Origin of the sequence: Enterobacter cloacae complex sp. P27C (genome assembly GCF_014895705.1) — a bacterium.
Classification (GTDB): Bacteria; Pseudomonadota; Gammaproteobacteria; order Enterobacterales; family Enterobacteriaceae; genus Enterobacter; species Enterobacter bugandensis.
Map to the genome: position 1 here is coordinate 1 of NZ_JADBQB010000006.1, position 18,818 is coordinate 18,818.

The 18,818-nt window shown below is 58.2% G+C and carries 16 protein-coding genes; 8 read left to right on the forward strand and 8 right to left on the reverse strand.

Features of this window, described 5'->3' with window-relative positions; all coding sequences use genetic code 11:
- Positions 1–100: 100 nt before the first annotated feature.
- On the reverse strand, positions 101–940 hold the full coding sequence (locus tag IM291_RS13270; protein WP_192987077.1) for an AraC family transcriptional regulator: 840 nt from the start codon (positions 938–940) through the stop codon (positions 101–103).
- Positions 941–1,106: 166 nt separating this feature from the next.
- On the opposite strand from IM291_RS13270, the gene IM291_RS13275 reads away from it, so the two are divergent.
- The 3 genes from IM291_RS13275 to IM291_RS13285 are packed head-to-tail and all read left to right on the forward strand — an operon-like array spanning position 1,107 to position 5,424.
- A complete protein-coding gene (locus tag IM291_RS13275; RefSeq protein WP_192987079.1) occupies positions 1,107–2,921 on the forward strand; it encodes a DUF2264 domain-containing protein in 1,815 nt (604 codons plus the stop codon).
- Positions 2,922–2,953: 32 nt separating this feature from the next.
- Positions 2,954–4,219 carry an oligosaccharide MFS transporter gene (locus IM291_RS13280; RefSeq protein WP_192987081.1) on the forward strand — a complete coding sequence of 422 codons (1,266 nt, stop codon included), beginning with the start codon at positions 2,954–2,956 and terminating at the stop codon, positions 4,217–4,219.
- 17 nt (positions 4,220–4,236) lie between these two features.
- On the forward strand, positions 4,237–5,424 hold the full coding sequence (locus IM291_RS13285) for a glycoside hydrolase family 88 protein (RefSeq protein ID WP_192971895.1): 1,188 nt from the start codon (positions 4,237–4,239) through the stop codon (positions 5,422–5,424).
- Positions 5,425–5,456: 32 nt separating this feature from the next.
- Here the strand turns inward: IM291_RS13285 and lysM are convergent, their stop codons facing one another.
- The 5 genes from lysM to qseB all read right to left on the reverse strand — a co-directional run bounded on the left by lysM (position 5,457) and on the right by qseB (position 9,009).
- Positions 5,457–5,897, reverse strand: a complete 441-nt coding sequence (gene lysM, locus IM291_RS13290) for a peptidoglycan-binding protein LysM (protein ID WP_028014428.1) — start codon at positions 5,895–5,897, stop codon at positions 5,457–5,459.
- An 85-nt stretch (positions 5,898–5,982) separates the two neighbouring features.
- The gene (locus IM291_RS13295) at positions 5,983–6,297 is read right to left on the reverse strand and encodes a putative quinol monooxygenase (RefSeq protein WP_008502984.1); all 315 of its coding nucleotides are present in this window, start codon (positions 6,295–6,297) and stop codon (positions 5,983–5,985) included.
- A gap of 31 nt (positions 6,298–6,328) precedes the next feature.
- Positions 6,329–6,910, reverse strand: coding sequence for an NAD(P)H-dependent oxidoreductase (locus IM291_RS13300; RefSeq protein ID WP_041908121.1), 582 nt, complete (start codon positions 6,908–6,910; stop codon positions 6,329–6,331).
- A gap of 105 nt (positions 6,911–7,015) precedes the next feature.
- Entirely contained in the window at positions 7,016–8,353 is a 1,338-nt protein-coding gene (gene qseC, locus IM291_RS13305) for a quorum sensing histidine kinase QseC (RefSeq protein WP_192987083.1), read from the reverse strand.
- Positions 8,350–9,009, reverse strand: a complete 660-nt coding sequence (qseB, locus tag IM291_RS13310; RefSeq protein ID WP_047364588.1) for a quorum sensing response regulator transcription factor QseB — start codon at positions 9,007–9,009, stop codon at positions 8,350–8,352. The genes qseC and qseB overlap by 4 nt, the downstream gene beginning before the upstream one ends.
- Before the next feature lie 139 nt (positions 9,010–9,148).
- On the opposite strand from qseB, the gene IM291_RS13315 reads away from it, so the two are divergent.
- From IM291_RS13315 to IM291_RS13335, 5 genes are all read left to right on the forward strand, one after another.
- Positions 9,149–9,550 carry a YgiW/YdeI family stress tolerance OB fold protein gene (locus tag IM291_RS13315; RefSeq protein WP_023309189.1) on the forward strand — a complete coding sequence of 134 codons (402 nt, stop codon included), beginning with the start codon at positions 9,149–9,151 and terminating at the stop codon, positions 9,548–9,550.
- A gap of 118 nt (positions 9,551–9,668) precedes the next feature.
- The gene (parC, locus tag IM291_RS13320) at positions 9,669–11,927 is read left to right on the forward strand and encodes a DNA topoisomerase IV subunit A (protein ID WP_192987085.1); all 2,259 of its coding nucleotides are present in this window, start codon (positions 9,669–9,671) and stop codon (positions 11,925–11,927) included.
- Positions 11,928–12,089: 162 nt separating this feature from the next.
- Positions 12,090–12,827: a 1-acylglycerol-3-phosphate O-acyltransferase gene (gene plsC, locus IM291_RS13325; RefSeq protein ID WP_028014424.1), complete on the forward strand. Its 738-nt coding sequence runs from the start codon at positions 12,090–12,092 to the stop codon at positions 12,825–12,827.
- 58 nt (positions 12,828–12,885) lie between these two features.
- Entirely contained in the window at positions 12,886–14,298 is a 1,413-nt protein-coding gene (ftsP, locus tag IM291_RS13330) for a cell division protein FtsP (RefSeq protein WP_028014423.1), read from the forward strand.
- Between the two features lie 131 nt (positions 14,299–14,429).
- A complete protein-coding gene (locus IM291_RS13335; protein WP_028014422.1) occupies positions 14,430–16,601 on the forward strand; it encodes a YgiQ family radical SAM protein in 2,172 nt (723 codons plus the stop codon).
- A gap of 73 nt (positions 16,602–16,674) precedes the next feature.
- Here IM291_RS13335 and dkgA read toward each other — a convergent pair whose 3' ends face one another.
- Complete coding sequence (dkgA, locus tag IM291_RS13340) at positions 16,675–17,502, reverse strand: 2,5-didehydrogluconate reductase DkgA (protein ID WP_021242117.1); 828 nt, start codon at positions 17,500–17,502, stop codon at positions 16,675–16,677.
- A gap of 105 nt (positions 17,503–17,607) precedes the next feature.
- Complete coding sequence (yqhD, locus tag IM291_RS13345; RefSeq protein ID WP_192971892.1) at positions 17,608–18,771, reverse strand: alcohol dehydrogenase; 1,164 nt, start codon at positions 18,769–18,771, stop codon at positions 17,608–17,610.
- Positions 18,772–18,818: the final 47 nt, after the last annotated feature.

Consider the following 18,818-nt stretch of genomic DNA (forward strand, 5'->3'; position numbering starts at 1 on the left):
ATCACCATGGGTAAAGGATGTTAAAAAGTGTTCACCATGTCCCCGAACACCTGTCTACCATGTCCCCGGACTGTACACGGGAGAGGGGCGGGTGAGGGTGTCATACCGCACGATGATTCTTCCGGTACTGCAGCGGCGTCTCGCCAATCCCCTTCTTAAATGCGCTGATAAACCAGGTCACGTCGGAAAATCCCACCCGCACGGCAATCTCCCGCACGCTCGCGTCACTGTGCAGCAGGCATTCGCACGCCTTACGCAGGCGGAGCGTGTTCAGGTAGTGGTGGATTTTCTCCCCCGTCTCCGCATGAAATTTTCGCGACACGTAGCTGCGCGATCTGCCCAGTTCCGCTGCCAGCGCGTCGAGGCGGAATTTCTCCTGATAATGCTCGTCCAGCCAGAACATCACCTGGCTGGCGATCCCCATGCTGCTGCCCGGTGCGCCGGTACGATCGTCAGGCAACATAGCAAACAGGCTAATCAGCAGCCCGGCGATGCTTTCGCTGCTCATCGGCGGCGGATAACAGCTGAACAGATGATCGACATGGCTGTGGCAGTGTGCCAGGTCAACCACCCATGCCTCTGAGCCGCGACGCGAGAGTTTCTCCAGCCGCTGCTGCGTGTGCGGAAAATCACGCAGGCACTTCAGCACCGCGTGGTGGTCGAGGTGAATAATCGTGCGCCGGTAAATCGCTTCCGCCTGTTCGTCCACCCTGACTTTATGCAGGGTGAACGGCGGAAAGAAAAACAGGCGTCCGGGGCGCATGGTGTAGTGACGGTTATCGACAATCGCGACGCCAAACCCTTCTTCCACATAGAGAATTTCAAGACACTGATGCCAGTGGTGGTAACGCACCGTGTTAGCAAACAGGCGGCTGAACGACGCTACGGTGTCGTTTAAGGTAATGAGCTCAAGACGATCGGTTATGGGCGCGTCATGCATAGTGCAATAAAACTCAACTTTTCCCCGTCAGAAGAGATTTATAAACCACCTTTTTAAATTTTATCAACCGCAGGTTTATCGAACGTTCTCACCTGTGACGTGGCTAACATTTCTCCACCTTACGCATTCACTATGCTTGGCCGCAGTTGATGACGAGGGTGGAACTATGCGGGCGGAAAGCGAAGAAAAATCAAATCTGTTGTCTTCACGCCAGGACGTCGTGGCGTCTCTGAATACCTTACTTGGCGCGCTGGATAAGCAGTTTCCGGTAAATCATTCGCGGTTCTCGCTGGGTGATACCTGCGCGCACTACGCGACGGATATCGCGCAGATGGAGGGGCTCTCCCGCGCGCTATGGGGGCTGTTTCCGCTGTTGGCTTCGGGCGATGCTTCGCCGTTTAGCGAGAAGTACATGCAGGCCATCAGGATCGGCACCAATCCGCAAAGCCCGGGCTACTGGGGCGAAACCGGTCCGTACGATCAGCGTCTGGTCGAGATGGCATCCTACGGTCTGGGGCTTTCCCTGCTGGGGAATAAACTCACCGATTGCTTCAGCGAGCGCGAGGTGATGAACCTGCACGCGTGGCTGAATCAGATTGCCGACGCGCAGATGCCCGACAGCAACTGGAACTACTTTGCCATTATGGTCCAGCTGGGCTTCAAACGCGCCGGGCTGCCGTACGACCAGGCCGCCATCGACCATCGGTTTGCGCTGATGGAGGCCTATTACCTGGGTGACGGCTGGTATTCCGACGGCGCCGGTCGCCCGAAAGATTATTACATCTCCATGGCGTTCCACTTCTACGGCTTGATTTACGCTACTTTAAGCGGCGACGAGGCGAGGGCGGAGGTGCTGCGCGAGCGCTCGCGTCTGTTTGCGGAGGACTTTATCTACTGGTCCGCCGCGGACGGCGCGTCGGTACCGTTTGGCCGCAGCCTGACCTACCGCTTTGCGATGGTCGCCTTCTGGAGCGCGGTTGCCTTCTCTGAACTTGACGTGTTCACGCCGGGTATTGTGAAGGGCATTATCCTGCGCCATCTCCGCTGGTGGCAGCAGCGGACAATTACCGACCGGGACGGCATTCTGACCCTCGGTTTTGCCTGTCCGAACCTCGCCATGTGTGAGGACTATAACTCTCCCGGCTCGCCCTACTGGGCGCTAAAAAGCTACCTGATTCTGGCGCTGCCGGAGACGCATCCGTTCTGGCAGGCAGAAGAACAGCCGCTGCCCACGCTGGCGGAGAAGCACGTCATCCCGCACGCGCAGCAGATCCTGATGCATTCGACGAACTCTCAGCACGTCACCATGCTCACCGCCGGTCAGCTGGAGCTGAATAACTACGTCAACACCGAAGCGAAATACACCAAATTTGCCTACTCCAGCCGCTTTGGCTTCACCATTGAGCGCGGGCGCTTTGGCCTGAAGCATGCGGCCTGTGATTCCATGCTGCTGCTGGCGGACGGGGATAACTATTTCCGCGGACGTCGCGAGTGCGACGCGGTGCGGGTAGATGAAAACTACATCTATTCACGCTGGTCGCCTTGGCACGACGTGCACATCGAGACCTGGCAAATCCCGTTTGGCGAGTGGCATTTGCGCCTGCACCGCATCAACAGCGCGCGCACGCTGCAAACGGCGGAGGGCGGTTTCGCCGTGATGAAAACGGAGCACCAGATCCGCGCGCGCGGCAGCTATCTGGCGGCAGAGAACGGCAGCAGTGCGATTGTCGATCTGTCGCCTTTCATTGAACGCACCCCGGACAGCATCGTCACGCCGCCGAACAGCAGCATCATGTTCCCGGAGTGCGCCTCCATTCCGCTGTTAAAAACCGATCTCCATCCGGGAGAGCGCTGGCTCTGCTGTGCCGTCATTGCCAGTGAGAAACAGAACGTTGAGGCCGCGCCGCAGCTGGATATGAACCATAACCGGGTCGTAATCCGCGACCCTGGAGGCGAACGTCTGCTGTCGTTCACGTTATAAAAATTCTGACCCTACACCTCGGCGAGGATGGTATGAAAAATATATCGACAACCAACAGAACCGAATATTACAAAATCAGCAGCTTTATTTTTCTCTATTTCTTTACCTGGTCCGCGAGTATTGGCCTGCTGGCGATCTGGCTTGGTCAAAAAGCGAATCTCAGCGGGACGGTAATTGGAACCGTGTTCGCGGTGAACGGAATATTTTCCGTTATTCTCAAACCCATCTACGGCTATATTCTCGATAAAATCGGCATGAGCAAATACCTGCTTTATTTTGTGGTCGCCATGTCGGCCCTGATGGCGCCGTTTTTTATTTACGTCTATCAGCCGCTGTTAATGTCCAGCACCTTGCTGGGGATTATTATCGGCGCGCTCTATTTAAGCTTTGCCTGGTATGCAGGCGTGGCGGCGTGTGAATCCTATTCCGACCGCTTCAGCCGCTTAAACGGCATGGAGTTCGGGCAAATTCGTATGTGGGGCTCGCTCGGCTGGGCGGTGGCATCGTCCTTCTCCGGCCTGCTGTTCAACCTCTCACCGACCTATAACTTCATTATGGGCAGCGTGGCGTCGATCGTGATGCTGGTTGTCCTGCTCAGCCTGAAAGTGAACACTAACTCCGTTCATGCCGATGCGGTACTGACCAAAGAGAAAATCGCCCCGGCAGATGTGTACGCCCTGCTGCGTAACCGTAAATTCTGGGCTTTTTGCCTGTACGTGGCGGGCGTGGCGTGGATGATGTTTATCGCCGAGCAGCAGTTCTCGCGCTATTTCGTCACCTTCTTTGACGATATTCATGAGGGCAACGCGGTGTTTGGCTATCTCGGCACCGTGCAGTCGGGCATAGAATTCGTCATGTATATGGTTGTCCCGCTGTTCGTTAACTTTATTGGCGCCAGGCGCGGGCTATTAATTGTCGGGCTGATCGTCGGGGCGCGTTTGATTATTTCCGGGGTGTGCGACTCGCATCTGTTAATTTCCGTGCTCAAGCCGCTATACGGTATAGAAATTTGCCTGCTGCTGGTGTCGGTCTTTAAATATATTGCGGAGCATTTCGACAAGCGCGTGAACGCCACCATGTATTTACTGGGCTATCAGGCGATGCTGTACGTGGGGAACGTGGTGGTTTCCTCGCCTGCCGGATATATGTATGACCGCATCGGCTTTGAACAGACCTATATCATCATGGGGGCGACGGCGCTGATCTTTACCCTTATTTCTGCTTTTACGTTATCCGCCTGCCAGAGTAAATGGCGCGGCCCCCGCCCGCTGAACGTAGCAGAACCTTCATCACGCTGACCACAAGGAACCGAAATATGTTAAGTCGTATCAGAGAGGAACGCCTGTCTGCCATTCCTGCTCCCGTAGACTCGCGCCTGTTTAGCGATGAACTGATCTCTGCGCGTAGCCACGTCCTCGAGTTGATTAGCCGTCATTTAACGGCATTCGGAGAGCAGTTCCCGGCGGAAACCTGCCGGAACGGTTATTACCCGCTGACCGACAACGTAGAGTGGACAACCAGCTTCTGGACCGGCCAGCTGTGGCTGGCGTGGGAGATGAGCGGCGAGGAGAAATTCCGCTCGATGGCGGAAAAACACGTGCGCTCCTTCGGCCTGCGCATCGCCGGGCGCAGCGACACCAACACTCACGATCTGGGCTTCCTGTACACGCTCTCCTGTGTGGCGGCCTGGAGACTTACCGGCAGCCGCGAGGCGCGCGGTTTCTCCCTGCTGGCGGCTGAAGCCCTGCTGGAGCGCTTTCATGAGAAGGCGAAAATCATTCAGGCGTGGGGCGATCTTTCAGACCCGGAGCAGGCCGGACGGATGATCATCGACTGCAACATGAACCTGCCGCTGCTCTACTGGGCGACGGAGCAGACGGGGGATCCGCGCTTTGCTGACGCCGCAAAAGCGCACGTCATGCAGGCGGCAAACTATCTCATCCGCGACGATGCCTCCACGTTCCACACCTATTATATGGACGTACAAACCGGCGCGCCGCGCTACGGCAATACCCAGCAGGGCTATGCCGATGACTCCTGCTGGTCGCGCGGGCAGGCGTGGGGGATTTACGGCTTCCTGCTGAGCTATATCTATACCGGCGACGAGACGATGATCGCCCTGTCGAAGCGGCTGGCGAACTACTTCCTCAACCGCCTCCCGGAAGACTACGTCTGCCACTGGGATCTGGCGCTGGTGGGGACCGACGCGCTGCGCGATTCGTCCTCGGCGGCGATTGCGGTGTGCGGGCTGCTGGAGCTGGTGAAGCAACTGCCCGTGACGGATCCGGACCGGGAGCGTTATCTGGAATGGGCCAAAGGCATTATGTCGTCACTGACGAAGCACTACCTGATGGGCAAAGAGGAGAAGGGCACCGGGCTGCTGAAGCACTCGGTCTATCACCTGGCGAACAACAAAGGGGTGGACGAGTGTGCGAGCTGGGGAGATTACTTCTACGTGGAGGCGCTGGTGCGCTTTACGCAGAGCTGGAAACTGTACTGGTAAAAACGGTCGGGGGGCGACCCCCGACTCGCGGATCACGCTTTAGGAATACGTAGCGTCTGGCCGGGGTAGATTTTATCCGGGCTGGAGAGCATCGGGCGGTTAGCCTCAAAAATCTTATTGTACTGGTTGGCATCGCCGTACACGGTTTTGGAGATAGCGCTCAGGGTGTCGCCGGATTTTACCGTGTAGTAGGTGGCTTCATCTTTGGCATCGGTCGTGGTGATGTTGTTCTCCACCTCGCTGACGCCGGCGATGTTGCCGACGGCGACCTGGATTTTTTCTTTCTGCTCCTGGGTCAGCCCGTCACCCGTCACGCTGGCCTTGCCGTCGGTAACGTTAACCTGAACTTTGTCTGAACCGGGAATGTTGAGTTTCTTGAGGTGCTCGGTGATTTTGTCGCTCTGACCTTTGTGGTCGGTCAGGTTATCCCATAGCTTTTCGCCTGCTTCTTTCACGAAGTTAAAAAGACCCATTCCATCCTCCTGTTAATCATGAAGTCAGAATAAGCATAGCAGGTCAGAGAGAATTCCCTCCCCGGAAGGAGAGGGAAGGCAGGTTTTAAACCCCTTGCTCCAGAATACGGATGTGGGTCTCCAGCACGTCACCCTTCACCGCATCGCTCCACGCTTTCATGTGCGCGGTCTGCAGGTGTGCTTCGAGGTGCGCGACGGTTTCCCACTGCTCAACCATGATAATGGAGTCTGGCGCAGTGGCCTGGAAGCTTGCGTCGGTAGCGGCGTCCACCATCGGCGCGTAGCCGTGGCAGCCTTCTTCTTTCAGTACGGTTGGGATGATTTTCGCGAACTGATCCAGCACCGCCTGGCGGTGATGTTGACCTGGACGAGTACGGATTTCTGCGATTACTGTAAGCATGGTTACTACTCCTTTAATTCCAGGCTACCAGTTAAGCAAAAATTTTCGCGAGATGCTTGCGATATTCTGCGATATAGCTCGGGACGTCAGGCATTTTAATCACGTCGTTGACGATAAAGGTCGGCAGCGGATCCATCCCCAGGAACTGGTTCGCCTTGTGGAACGGCAGATACGCGCCGTCTACGCCCACGCCTTCGAAGAACTGATCTTTTTCGGTGAAGGCTTCCAGAGGGGCGTTCCAGGTCAGGGAGAGCATATATTTTTTGCCCTGAATCAGGCCGCCGGAGCCGTATTTTTTAGAGGCATCTGAGCGGGTGCGTCCGTCGCTGGCATACAGCGAACCGTGACCTTCGGTGAAGACGTCGTCCATGTATTTTTTCACGGTCCACGGCGCGCCCATCCACCAGCCCGGCATCTGCCAGACAACCACATCGGCCCACAGGAAGTTCTGCACTTCGGCCTTCACGTCATAGTTGCTGTCCGCGCGCACGACCTTAACATCATGCCCGGCGTCGCGCAGGAAACCGTCCGCGACCTCGGTCAGGGTGTCATTCAGCTGGCCTTTAGAGTGCGCGAACTCTTTCGCGCCGTTGATAATCAGAATATTGCTCATTATTTGTCCTCGGTGATGAGAGTATGCCGGGTATTCTACGCGCGAGGACGGAGCGGAAAAATAAGCAAAATGTGCAAAGTCTTTTGCGCTAAATGCAATAATCCCTTACCAGTTAACCTTCACTTCAAAGCCGCCTTCTGGCGCATTGCCCAGCGAGACGCGCATGCCGTGCAGCGCGGCAATGCGTTTCACAATGGATAGCCCCAGCCCGCTGCCCGTGGCGTCCTGACCCGGTGGACGATAAAAGCGCTCGCCGAGACGCGCCAGCGCATCGGGCGAAATGCCCGGGCCATTGTCGCGCACGGTAACGCTACGGGTGTTCAGCGTCACGTCTACCACGCTGCCGCGCGGGCTGTAGCGGGTGGCGTTATCCAGCAGGTTGCGCGCCAGCAGGCTCAGAAGCAGCTGCTGACCCGTTCGGGTCACCTCCGGCGCGTTGATGTGCAGGCGAATATCAATACCCGCCTGCTGTGCAGAAGGATAAATATCCATTACCGCAGACTGCAGCAGGTCGGCCATCGCTATCTGTTCTACGCCGTCCAGGCTGTCCAGCGAGTCCAGGCGCGACAGGGTGAGGAGCTGATCCACCAGCCGGGAGGCGCGGTCGATACCCGCGTGCAGCTGCGCCAGCGCTTTTTCCTGCGCCTGCGGATCGTCCTGAGAAAGCTGCGCCACGTCGGTTTGCACCTTCAGCGCCGCCAGCGGGCTGCGCAGCTCGTGGGCGGCGTCGGAGGTAAAGCGGCGCTCGCGGGTCATCATCTCCTGGGTACGGGTAAAAAGATGGTTCAGCGAGTCGAGCAGGGGGCGCACTTCCGCCGGCACGCCCTGAGTGGGCAGGGCGTCGGTGGCGTCCGGCGAGCGGGAGCGCAGGGTCTGGGCCAGCTTTTTAAGGGGCTTCAGCTCCCGGCTCAGCAGGACGATCAGCAACAGCAGCATCACCGGCAGCGCCACCAGCCACGGCGTCAGCTGCGAGCTGACCACGTCCAGCGCCATATCCTGTCGGTACTCCCACTCCTGGCCGACCACCACGCGGTATTTTCCGTCTGGCGACGTCAGCCATAAAAAGCGCCATTCATCGTTGTCATCCTGAAGCCGTCCGTCATCAAAGCCGTCACGACGATAGTGATATGGGATATCGCGCCCGTTTTCGCCGTCGTTAAGGAGCATCGTGCCGTCTGAAGCGTAAATAGCGAAGGCCAGCGCGTCATCGTCCAGATGCCCGTGTTTGGCCTTTTTCGGCACCTCGCGCATGCGCTGTGGCGCGCGGATCTCGTCCAGATCCATCGTCAGCAGCCGTTTGGCAAACAGCATCTGCTGGGTGTCGAACAGCTTATCGAGCTTGTGTGTGGTCTGCTGCCACGCCACCAGGCTGGCGGCAAACCAGGCCGTCAGAGACAGCGCTAAAAAGAGGAGCGTCAGGCGCAGCTTCAGGCTCAGCTTCATGCGTCACCCAGGGTGTAGCCGATGCCGTGCACGGTGCGGATAAACTCGCTCCCGAGCTTGCGGCGTAAATGATGGACATGGACTTCGACGGCGTTGCTGGAGACGTCATCGTCCCAGGTATAAAGCTTTTCCTCGATCAGCTTTCGCGGCAGCACCCGGCCCGCGTTGCGCATCAGCAGCTCCAGCAGGGCGAACTCTTTCGGTTTAAGCGTCAGCGTTTCGCCCTCCAGCGTGGCGACGAGGCTTGCCGGATCGAGCGTCACCTTGCCGTGGCGCAGCTCGCTGCGGGTCTGACCGTGGCTGCGGCGCACCAGCGCTTCCAGACGGGCGGCCACTTCTATCAGCGCGAACGGCTTACAGAGATAATCGTCCGCACCGAGGCGCAGCCCTTCAACGCGCTGGTTCAGCGCATCCCGCGCGGTCAGGATCAGTACCGGCTCGCTGCGGCCGCTTTCGCGCCAGGCGCGCAGGATCTCCAGACCGTCAATTCCCGGTAGGGTCAGGTCAAGCACCACGGCATCATAGGGCGCTGAGGCGAGCGCGGCCTGCCCGGTTTTCCCGTCGGTAAACCAGTCCACGCTAAAGCCCAGTTTGCTTAAGCCTGCTTTGATGCCATCGCCGATTAACCTGTCGTCTTCTACCAGTAAAATGCGCATGTTCCCTCCTTGATGCCGTCAGTAAACCCTCTGCAAGCGCCTGCTGTACAGTAAAAATAAATAAATTTTCCCCTTAAGAAGTTGTTAAGGTTTACCCTGTTTAATGGACTGCGAAACGACATTAAAGGGAGAGATGAAGATGAAAAAATTCGCTGCAATTGCTGCCATCATGATGATGACCACCGCGCCGGTCTTTGCTGCACAGGGCGGCTTTACTGGCCCATCTGCGACACAGACCCAGACGCAAACCCAGCAGGGCGGTTTTGTCGATAACAACGCCAACCTCACCACCGCGGCTAAAGTGAAAGATCTGAAGGACGATGCCTGGGTGAAGCTGCGCGGGAACATTACCGAGCGCCTGTCCGATGACCGCTACACCTTCCGCGACGAGTCCGGCACGGTGGTGGTTGAGATTGACCACAAGCGCTGGAACGGCGTGACCGTCACCCCGCAGGATAAAGTAGAGCTGCAGGGTAAAGTCGACAAAGACTGGAACGAGTTTGAAATCGACGTGAAGCAGGTTATCAAGCTGAACAAATAACCCGAAAAGGGCCGCTAATGCGGCCCTTTTTCTTTGTGACTCAATTCGTCAGATGAGGTAGTATCTGCGGCAATATTGCCTGAAACCCTTCGGTTTCTGAGTTGAGGAATCACACGTAATGAGCGATATGGCAGAGCGCCTCGCGCTACATGAATTCACGGAAAACGCCTACCTGAACTACTCCATGTACGTCATCATGGACAGGGCGTTGCCGTTTATCGGGGATGGCCTGAAGCCCGTTCAGCGCCGCATCGTCTATGCGATGTCCGAACTGGGGCTGAACGCTACCGCCAAGTTCAAGAAATCCGCCCGTACCGTCGGTGACGTGCTGGGTAAATACCATCCGCACGGCGACAGCGCCTGCTATGAAGCGATGGTGCTGATGGCCCAGCCGTTCTCTTACCGATATCCGCTGGTGGACGGGCAGGGGAACTGGGGGGCGCCGGACGATCCGAAATCCTTCGCAGCGATGCGTTATACCGAATCCCGCCTGTCCAAATACGCCGAAGTGCTGCTGGGCGAGCTGGGTCAGGGAACCGTTGACTGGGTGCCAAACTTCGACGGTACGCTGCAGGAGCCGAAGATGCTGCCTGCGCGTCTGCCGAACATCCTGCTGAACGGCACCACCGGTATCGCCGTGGGCATGGCGACGGACATTCCGCCGCACAACCTGCGTGAAGTGGCGAAAGCCGCCATCACCCTGATTGAGCAGCCAAAAACCTCGCTGGACGAACTGCTGGATATCGTGCAGGGGCCTGATTACCCGACCGAAGCCGAGATCATCACCTCGCGTGCAGAAATCCGCAAAATCTACCAGAACGGTCGCGGCTCCGTGCGCATGCGCGCGGTGTGGAATAAAGAGGACGGCGCCGTGGTGATCACCGCGCTGCCGCACCAGGTTTCCGGTGCCAAAGTGCTGGAGCAGATCGCCTCCCAGATGCGCAATAAAAAGCTGCCGATGGTGGACGATCTGCGCGACGAATCCGACCACGAGAACCCGACTCGTCTGGTGATCGTGCCGCGCTCTAACCGCGTGGACATGGAGCAGGTGATGAACCACCTGTTCGCTACTACCGATCTGGAAAAAAGCTACCGCATCAACCTGAACATGATTGGCCTCGACGGTCGTCCGGCGGTGAAAAACCTGCTGGAGATCCTCAGCGAGTGGCTGACGTTCCGCCGCGATACGGTGCGCCGTCGTCTGAACCATCGTCTGGAGAAAGTGCTTAAGCGCCTGCATATCCTCGAAGGTTTGCTGGTGGCGTTCCTCAATATCGATGAAGTGATTGAGATCATCCGTACCGAGGACGAGCCGAAGCCCGCGCTGATGTCGCGCTTCGGCATCAGCGAAACCCAGGCCGAAGCGATCCTCGAACTGAAGCTGCGCCATCTCGCTAAGCTGGAAGAGATGAAGATCCGCGGCGAGCAAAGCGAGCTGGAAAAAGAGCGCGATCAGCTGCAGGCGATCCTCGCGTCCGAGCGCAAGATGAACACCCTGCTGAAGAAAGAGCTGCAGGCGGATGCCGATGCCTTCGGTGACGACCGTCGTTCTCCGCTGCACGAGCGCGAAGAAGCGAAGGCGATGAACGAGCACGACATGCAGCCGTCCGAGCCGGTGACCATTGTGCTGTCGCAGAGCGGCTGGGTGCGCAGCGCCAAAGGCCACGATATCGACGCGCCGGGTCTGAGCTACAAAGCGGGCGACAGCTTTAAGGCGGCGGTGAAAGGCAAGAGCAACCAGCCGGTGGCGTTTATCGACTCCACGGGCCGCAGCTACGCCATCGACCCGATTACGCTGCCTTCCGCGCGCGGCCAGGGCGAACCGCTCACCGGTAAGCTGACGCTGCCGCCGGGCGCAACGGTTGACCACATGCTGATGGAGGCCGACGACCAGAAGCTGCTGATGGCGTCCGATGCGGGCTACGGCTTTATCTGTACCTTTAACGACCTCGTGTCGCGTAACCGTGCCGGTAAAGCGCTGATCAGCCTGCCGGACAATGCCCGCGTGATGACACCGCTGGTGATTGAGAACGAGAGCGACATGCTGCTGGCGATCACCTCTGCCGGACGCATGCTGATGTTCCCGGTCAGCGATCTGCCGGAGCTGTCGAAAGGTAAGGGCAACAAGATCATCAACATCCCGTCGGCGGAAGCCGCGAAAGGTGAAGATGGCCTGGCGCACCTCTTCCTGCTGCCGCCGCAGAGCACGCTGACCATCCACGTTGGCAAGCGTAAAATCAAGCTTCGCCCGGAAGAGCTGCAGAAAGTGGTGGGCGAGCGCGGTCGCCGCGGTTCGCTGATGCGCGGCCTGCAGCGTATCGACCGCGTGGATATTGATTCGCCTGCGCGCAGCAGCGCGGGCGACAGCGAAGAGTAATGTCATAACACCCCCTCTGTCCGGAGGGGGTATTTCAATAAAATTTCCCGTAAAATCGTTGTTAATTCGTGCGTTGCGATTAACAATACGCGCTCGTAATAAAGTCCTTACCTGGCCACAGGTGAAGTATAATTGTCAGCTGTCAGGGCTTCAGAGGTCGCTATGCTATACATTGTTCGTCTCATTCTTACCGTTATTTACTGCATTCTGGTCTGTATTTTCGGCTCTATTTACTGCCTGTTCAGCCCGCGTAATCCGAAGCATGTTGCCACCTTTGGCCATATGTTCGGTCGCCTTGCGCCGCTGTTTGGTCTGAAGGTTGAAAAACGCCTGCCTGAAGGAGCGGAAAACTTCGGTAACGCCATCTATATCGCCAACCATCAGAACAACTACGATATGGTGACGGCCTCCAATATTGTTCTGCCTCCGACCGTGACGGTGGGGAAAAAAAGCCTGCTGTGGATCCCGTTTTTTGGCCAGCTGTACTGGCTGACCGGTAACCTGCTGATCGACCGTAACAACCGTGCAAAAGCGCACGGCACCATTGCAGAAGTGGTGAATCATTTTAAAAAGCGCCGGATCTCAATCTGGATGTTCCCGGAAGGGACGCGTAGCCGCGGCCGCGGCCTGCTGCCGTTTAAAACCGGCGCGTTTCATGCCGCAATTGCGGCAGGTGTTCCAATTATTCCCGTGTGCGTTTCCAATACTTCTAATAAGATTAATCTTAACCGCCTGAATAATGGTCTGGTGATTGTCGAAATGCTGCCACCCGTCGATACCAGCAAATACGGTAAAGACCAGGTGCGCGAACTGGCAGCACACTGCCGCGAGCTCATGGCTCAGCATATTGCGCTGCTGGATAAAGAAGTCGCAGAAAGAGAAGCCGCCGGTAAGGTTTAATTCGGCGTTAAAGGGAAAAAGAATTCCCGCGTTGTTAGTCGTTTCAGATGGAGCTTATATGTCACTCAGTCGGCGTCAGTTTATTCAGGCTTCGGGGATTGCCCTTTGTGCGGGTGCGATGCCGCTGACAGCCAGCGCCGCCGGGCAGCAGCAGCCGCTGCCCATTCCGCCGTTGATTGAATCCCGTCGCGGGCAGCCGCTTTTCCTCACGCTTCAGCGCAGCCACTGGTCCTTTACCCAGGGCACGCGCGCGCCGGTGTGGGGCATTAACGGGCGCTACCTCGGGCCGACCATCCGCGTGTGGAACGGCGATGACGTTAAGCTCATTTACAGCAACCGTACGGCTGAAAATGTCGCCATGACCATCAGCGGCTTACAGGTTCCTGGCCCTTTGATTGGCGGCGCGGCGCGAATGATGTCCCCCAACGCCGACTGGGCGCCCGTCCTGCCGATTCGCCAGAGTGCGGCAACCCTGTGGTATCACGCCAATACCCCTAACCGTACGGCGCAGCAGGTCTATAACGGTCTGGCCGGCATGTGGCTGGTGGAAGATGAGGTCAGTAAATCTCTGCCGATCCCGAACCACTACGGCGTGGACGATTTCCCGGTCATTATTCAGGACAAACGTCTGGATAACTTCGGCACGCCGGAGTACAGCGAGCCGGGCAGCGGTGGCTTTGTCGGCGATACCTTGCTGGTTAACGGCGCGCAGAGCCCGTACGTGGAAGTGTCCCGCGGCTGGGTGCGCCTGCGCCTGCTCAACGCCTCTAACTCGCGTCGCTATCAGCTGCAGATGAGCGATGGCCGCCCGCTGCACGTGATCTCCGGCGACCAGGGCTTTTTACCCGCGCCGGTCTCCGTTAAACAGCTTGCGCTGGCGCCGGGTGAACGTCGTGAAATTCTGGTGGATATGACCAACGGGGACGAAGTCTCCGTCACCTGTGGTGAAGCCGCGAGCATCGTTGACCGTATTCGCGGGTTCTTTGAGCCGTCGAGCATTCTGGTCTCCACGCTGGTGCTTACTCTGCGTCCAACCGGCCTGCTGCCGTTGGTCACCGATAGCCTGCCGATGCGCCTGCTGCCGCAGGAGATCATGAGCGGCTCGCCGGTGCGCAGCCGTGATATCAGCCTGGGCGACGATCCGGGCATCAACGGCGCGCTGTGGGATGTAAATCGCATTGATATCACCGCTCAGCAGGGCACCTGGGAGCGCTGGACGGTCCGGTCAGACATGCCGCAGTCGTTCCATATTGAAGGTGTGTCATTCCTGATCCGCAACGTTAATGGCGCGATGCCGTTCCCGGAAGATCGCGGCTGGAAAGATACCGTGTGGGTGGACGGCCAGGTTGAACTGCTCGTCTACTACGGTCAGCCTTCGTGGCCGCACTTCCCATTCCTGTTCCACAGCCAGACGCTGGAGATGATGGACAGGGGTTCCGTGGGGCAGATGCTGGTGAATCCGGCGCCGTAACGTGCTTTTCTCCCTCTCCCACAGGGAGAGGGTTGGGGTGAGGGCAACAGCCCGCATAATACCCCTTCATTTCCCACAATGTTCCAGCGTATAATCCCCGCCCTTTTGTCTATTTTTTCTTCGGAAGCACTATGAGCGCAATTTCCCTGATCCAGCCGGATCGTGACCTCTTCTCCTGGCCCCAGTACTGGGCGGCCTGCTTTGGACCGGCGCCGTTCCTGCCGATGTCCCGGGAAGAGATGGACCAACTGGGCTGGGACAGCTGCGATATCATTCTGGTCACGGGCGATGCCTACGTTGACCACCCGAGCTTCGGCATGGCCATCTGTGGCCGTATGCTCGAAGCGCAGGGCTTCCGCGTGGGGATCATCTCCCAGCCCGACTGGAACAGCAAAGATGACTTCATGCGTCTGGGAAAACCAAACCTGTTCTTCGGCGTGACCGCCGGCAACATGGACTCGATGATCAACCGCTATACCGCCGACCGTAAGCTGCGTCATGACGACGCCTACACGCCGGATAACGTGGCGGGCAAACGTCCGGACCGCGCGACCCTGGTTTATACCCAGCGCTGCAAAGAAGCCTGGAAAGACGTGCCGGTGATCCTCGGCGGCATCGAGGCGAGCCTGCGCCGCACCGCGCACTACGACTACTGGTCAGATACCGTGCGCCGCTCGGTGCTGGTGGACTCCAAGGCCGACATGCTGATTTACGGTAACGGCGAGCGTCCGCTGGTGGAAGTGGCGCACCGTCTGTCGCAGGGCGAGCCGGTGAGCAGCATCCGCGACGTGCGCAATACTGCGATCATGGTGAAAGAGGCGCTGCCGGGCTGGAGCGGGGTGGATTCCCGCATTATTGATATGCCGGGCAAAATCGACCCGATCCCGCACCCGTACGGTGAAGATCTGCCGTGTGCCGATAACAAGCCGGTTGAGCCGAAGAAAGCGGAAGCGAAGGCTATCGTTGTGCAGCCGCCGCGCCCGAAGCCGTGGGAAAAGACCTACGTGCTGCTGCCGTCCTACGAGAAGGTGAAAGCCGACAAGGTGCTCTACGCGCACGCGTCCCGTATTCTGCACCATGAAACCAACCCGGGCTGCGCCCGCGCGCTAATGCAGAAGCACGGCGAGCGCTTCATCTGGATCAACCCGCCGGCGATCCCGCTCTCCACCGAAGAGATGGACAGCGTCTTTGCGCTGCCGTACAAGCGCGTGCCGCACCCGGCGTACGGCAACGCCCGTATTCCGGCGTATGAGATGATCCGCTTCTCGATCAACATCATGCGCGGCTGCTTCGGCGGCTGCTCCTTTTGCTCCATTACCGAACACGAAGGCCGTATTATCCAGAGCCGCTCTGAGGATTCGATCATCAATGAGATCGAAGCCATTCGCGACTCGGTGCCGGGCTTTACCGGCGTGATCTCCGATCTCGGCGGCCCAACCGCGAACATGTATATGCTGCGCTGCAAGTCGCCGCGCGCGGAGCAGACCTGCCGTCGTCTCTCCTGCGTCTACCCGAGCATTTGCGAGCACATGGATACTAACCACGAGCCGACGATCAACCTCTACCGCCGCGCGCGCGACCTGAAGGGCATCAAAAAGATCCTCATCGCCTCCGGGGTGCGTTACGACATCGCCGTGGAAGATCCTCGCTATATCAAAGAGTTGGCGACGCACCACGTCGGCGGTTATCTGAAGATTGCGCCGGAGCACACCGAAGAAGGCCCACTGTCGAAGATGATGAAGCCGGGCATGGGCAGCTACGATCGCTTTAAGCAGCTGTTCGACACCTACTCGAAGCAGGCGGGCAAAGAGCAGTATCTGATCCCGTACTTCATCTCCGCGCACCCTGGCACGCGCGATGAAGACATGGTGAACCTGGCGCTGTGGCTGAAGCAGCGTCGCTTCCGTCTGGATCAGGTGCAGAACTTCTATCCTTCACCGCTCGCCAACTCGACGACCATGTATTACACCGGCAAAAACCCGCTGAGTAAGATTGGCTACAAGAGTGAAGAGGTGGTGGTGCCGAAAGGGGATAAACAGCGTCGTCTGCATAAGGCGCTGCTGCGTTACCACGACCCGAAAAACTGGCCGCTGATCCGCCAGGCGCTGGAAGAGATGGGTAAAAAACACCTTATTGGCTCGCGCCGCGACTGCCTGGTTCCGGCTCCTACGCTGGATGAGATGCGCGAAGCGCGTCGCCAGAACCGCAATACGCGCCCGGCGCTGACCAAACATACGCCGATTGTGCATCAGCGTTCGAACGGTAATTCCAGTGTAAAGAAACCTGTGAAGCGTAAAGCGTAAAAGAAAACCCCGGCTTGCCGGGGTTTTTTGTAGGTCGGGTAAGGCGAAGCCGCCACCCGGCGTTTTAACGCGATTAACCGCCAAACTGATCCGGGTCCGGCCCAAGCCGCTTACCTTTATCCAGCTTCGCAATTTCACCCAGCTCGTCTTTGTCCAGTCGGAAATCCCAGACGTCGAAGTTCTCGGCAATGCGCGACGGCGTGACCGATTTCGGGATCACCACCAGGCCGTTGTCCAGATGCCAGCGAATGACGATCTGCGCCGGGGTTTTGCCGTATTTATCCGCCAGGTCGCGGATGATTTTCTGATCGAACACGCCTTCACCACCCTGCGCCAGCGGGCTCCAGGACTCGGTCTGGATCTTGTGGGTGGCGTTCCAGGCGTGAAGCTGACGCTGCTGCAGCAGCGGGTGCAGCTCGATCTGGTTAATCACCGGAGCGACGCCCGTTTCGTCAATCAGGCGCTGCAGGTGATGCACCTGGAAGTTACAGACGCCGATGCTTTTCACCAGCCCCTCTTTCTGCAGTTCAATCATCCCTTTCCAGGCGTCAACGTAATGGTCGATGGCCGGAACCGGCCAGTGCATCAGGTACAGATCGACGAAATCAAGCTGGAGTTTCTCCAGGCTCTCCTGCAACGCTTCGCGGGGGCGCTTTTGATCGTCGTTCCACAGTTTAGTGGTGATGAACAGCTCATCGCGAGGGACGCCGGCGCTGGCCAGCGCGGTCCCCACGCCGTCCTCGTTTTTGTACGCGGCGGCGGTATCAATCGACCGATAGCCGACTTCGAGTGCTTTATGAATGGCGGAGACGACCTCGTCGTTACCGGCTTTCCATACACCTAGCCCCAGCTGGGGCATCACGTTGCCGTCCTGCAGCTTGATTACGGTTTGGTTTGCCATTTTTCCTCCTTCAGGTGCGCATCGCCGGAGGGGGACTCCGGCGATGGGGTGTGCATTAAGTCTGGACGAAATGTCAAAAAACGAAAGTCAGGATGCCAAAAACGCTTAGCGTGCCGCTTCGTAGATTCGACGGCTGACGTCCAGCGTAATGTCTCCATGCTCGCCCAGATGGGTCATGCCGTGCTCTTCGAGTTTTACCAGCAGGGCAGGGATGGAGCTGCCGTCCAGGCCGTAGCCAGACAGACGCGTTGGCACGCCCAGGCTTTCAAAGAAGTTACGGGTCGCTGCAATGGCGGCATCAATACGCGCATCGTCAGAACCCTCGGTGATGTTCCACACGCGCTCGGCGTACTGCAGCAGTTTGGCGCGCTTGGTATCCCGTTTTTCGTTCCACAGCGCAGGCAGCACAACGGCCAGCGTCTGGGCGTGGTCCAGGCCGTGCATCGCCGTCAGCTCGTGGCCCAGCATATGGGTTGCCCAGTCCTGCGGCACGCCAGCGCCGATCAGGCCGTTCAGCGCCTGCGTCGCGGCCCACATGACGTTGGCACGCACGTCGTAGTTTTCCGGCTCTTTCAGCGCTTTCGGGCCGTCTTCAATCAGCGTGAGCAGAATGCCTTCCGCGAAGCGATCCTGAATTTTGGCATTAACAGGGTAGGTCACGTACTGCTCGACGGTGTGTACAAAGGCGTCGACCACGCCGTTCGCCACCTGACGTGCGGGCAGGGTGTAGGTGTAAACCGGATCCAAAATGGCGAAGACAGGCTGAACGTGTTCGTTCATGAAGGCCTGCTTATCACCGGTAGTTTTACGGGAGATCACCGCGCCCTTGTTGGATTCAGAACCCGTCGCTGGCAGGGTCAATACGGATCCCATCGGGATCGCGCTTTTAATGTCGCTGCCGCGGGTTTCGAGGATGTGCCACGGATCGATGCCATCAGCGTAGTGCGCTGCCGCCGCGATGAATTTAGTGCCGTCCAGCACGGAGCCGCCGCCGACCGCCAGCAGGAAGGTGATGTTTTCTTCGCGGGCGATTTTCACCGCGTTCATCAGCGTTTCGTAAGACGGGTTTGGCTCAATGCCGCCGAACTCACGCACGTCCAGTCCGTCCAGAGCGCTGTAAACTTGATCCAGCACGCCGGTTTTTTTCACGCTGCCGCCACCGTAAGTGATCAGCACGCGGGCGTCAGCAGGGATCTGCGCGCGCAGGTCGGCGATAGCGTCTTTACCAAACAGAATGCGGGTTGGGGTGTGAAGATTAAAGTTGTTCATTGCTCGTTCCCTTTAGTGGGTGAAAAACCGTGGTGGCGCTGATGGCT

Excerpts from the sequence above, each read along its gene's own strand:
- IM291_RS13270 (WP_192987077.1), bottom strand. The coding sequence starts at position 940 with ATGCATGACGCGCCCATAACCGATCGTCTTGAGCTCATTACCTTAAAC.
- IM291_RS13275 (WP_192987079.1), top strand. The coding sequence starts at position 1,107 with ATGCGGGCGGAAAGCGAAGAAAAATCAAATCTGTTGTCTTCACGCCAG.
- IM291_RS13280 (WP_192987081.1), top strand. The coding sequence starts at position 2,954 with ATGAAAAATATATCGACAACCAACAGAACCGAATATTACAAAATCAGC.
- IM291_RS13285 (WP_192971895.1), top strand. The coding sequence starts at position 4,237 with ATGTTAAGTCGTATCAGAGAGGAACGCCTGTCTGCCATTCCTGCTCCC.
- lysM (WP_028014428.1), bottom strand. The coding sequence starts at position 5,897 with ATGGGTCTTTTTAACTTCGTGAAAGAAGCAGGCGAAAAGCTATGGGAT.
- IM291_RS13295 (WP_008502984.1), bottom strand. The coding sequence starts at position 6,297 with ATGCTTACAGTAATCGCAGAAATCCGTACTCGTCCAGGTCAACATCAC.
- IM291_RS13300 (WP_041908121.1), bottom strand. The coding sequence starts at position 6,910 with ATGAGCAATATTCTGATTATCAACGGCGCGAAAGAGTTCGCGCACTCT.
- qseC (WP_192987083.1), bottom strand. The coding sequence starts at position 8,353 with ATGAAGCTGAGCCTGAAGCTGCGCCTGACGCTCCTCTTTTTAGCGCTG.
- qseB (WP_047364588.1), bottom strand. The coding sequence starts at position 9,009 with ATGCGCATTTTACTGGTAGAAGACGACAGGTTAATCGGCGATGGCATC.
- IM291_RS13315 (WP_023309189.1), top strand. The coding sequence starts at position 9,149 with ATGAAAAAATTCGCTGCAATTGCTGCCATCATGATGATGACCACCGCG.
- parC (WP_192987085.1), top strand. The coding sequence starts at position 9,669 with ATGAGCGATATGGCAGAGCGCCTCGCGCTACATGAATTCACGGAAAAC.
- plsC (WP_028014424.1), top strand. The coding sequence starts at position 12,090 with ATGCTATACATTGTTCGTCTCATTCTTACCGTTATTTACTGCATTCTG.
- ftsP (WP_028014423.1), top strand. The coding sequence starts at position 12,886 with ATGTCACTCAGTCGGCGTCAGTTTATTCAGGCTTCGGGGATTGCCCTT.
- IM291_RS13335 (WP_028014422.1), top strand. The coding sequence starts at position 14,430 with ATGAGCGCAATTTCCCTGATCCAGCCGGATCGTGACCTCTTCTCCTGG.
- dkgA (WP_021242117.1), bottom strand. The coding sequence starts at position 17,502 with ATGGCAAACCAAACCGTAATCAAGCTGCAGGACGGCAACGTGATGCCC.
- yqhD (WP_192971892.1), bottom strand. The coding sequence starts at position 18,771 with ATGAACAACTTTAATCTTCACACCCCAACCCGCATTCTGTTTGGTAAA.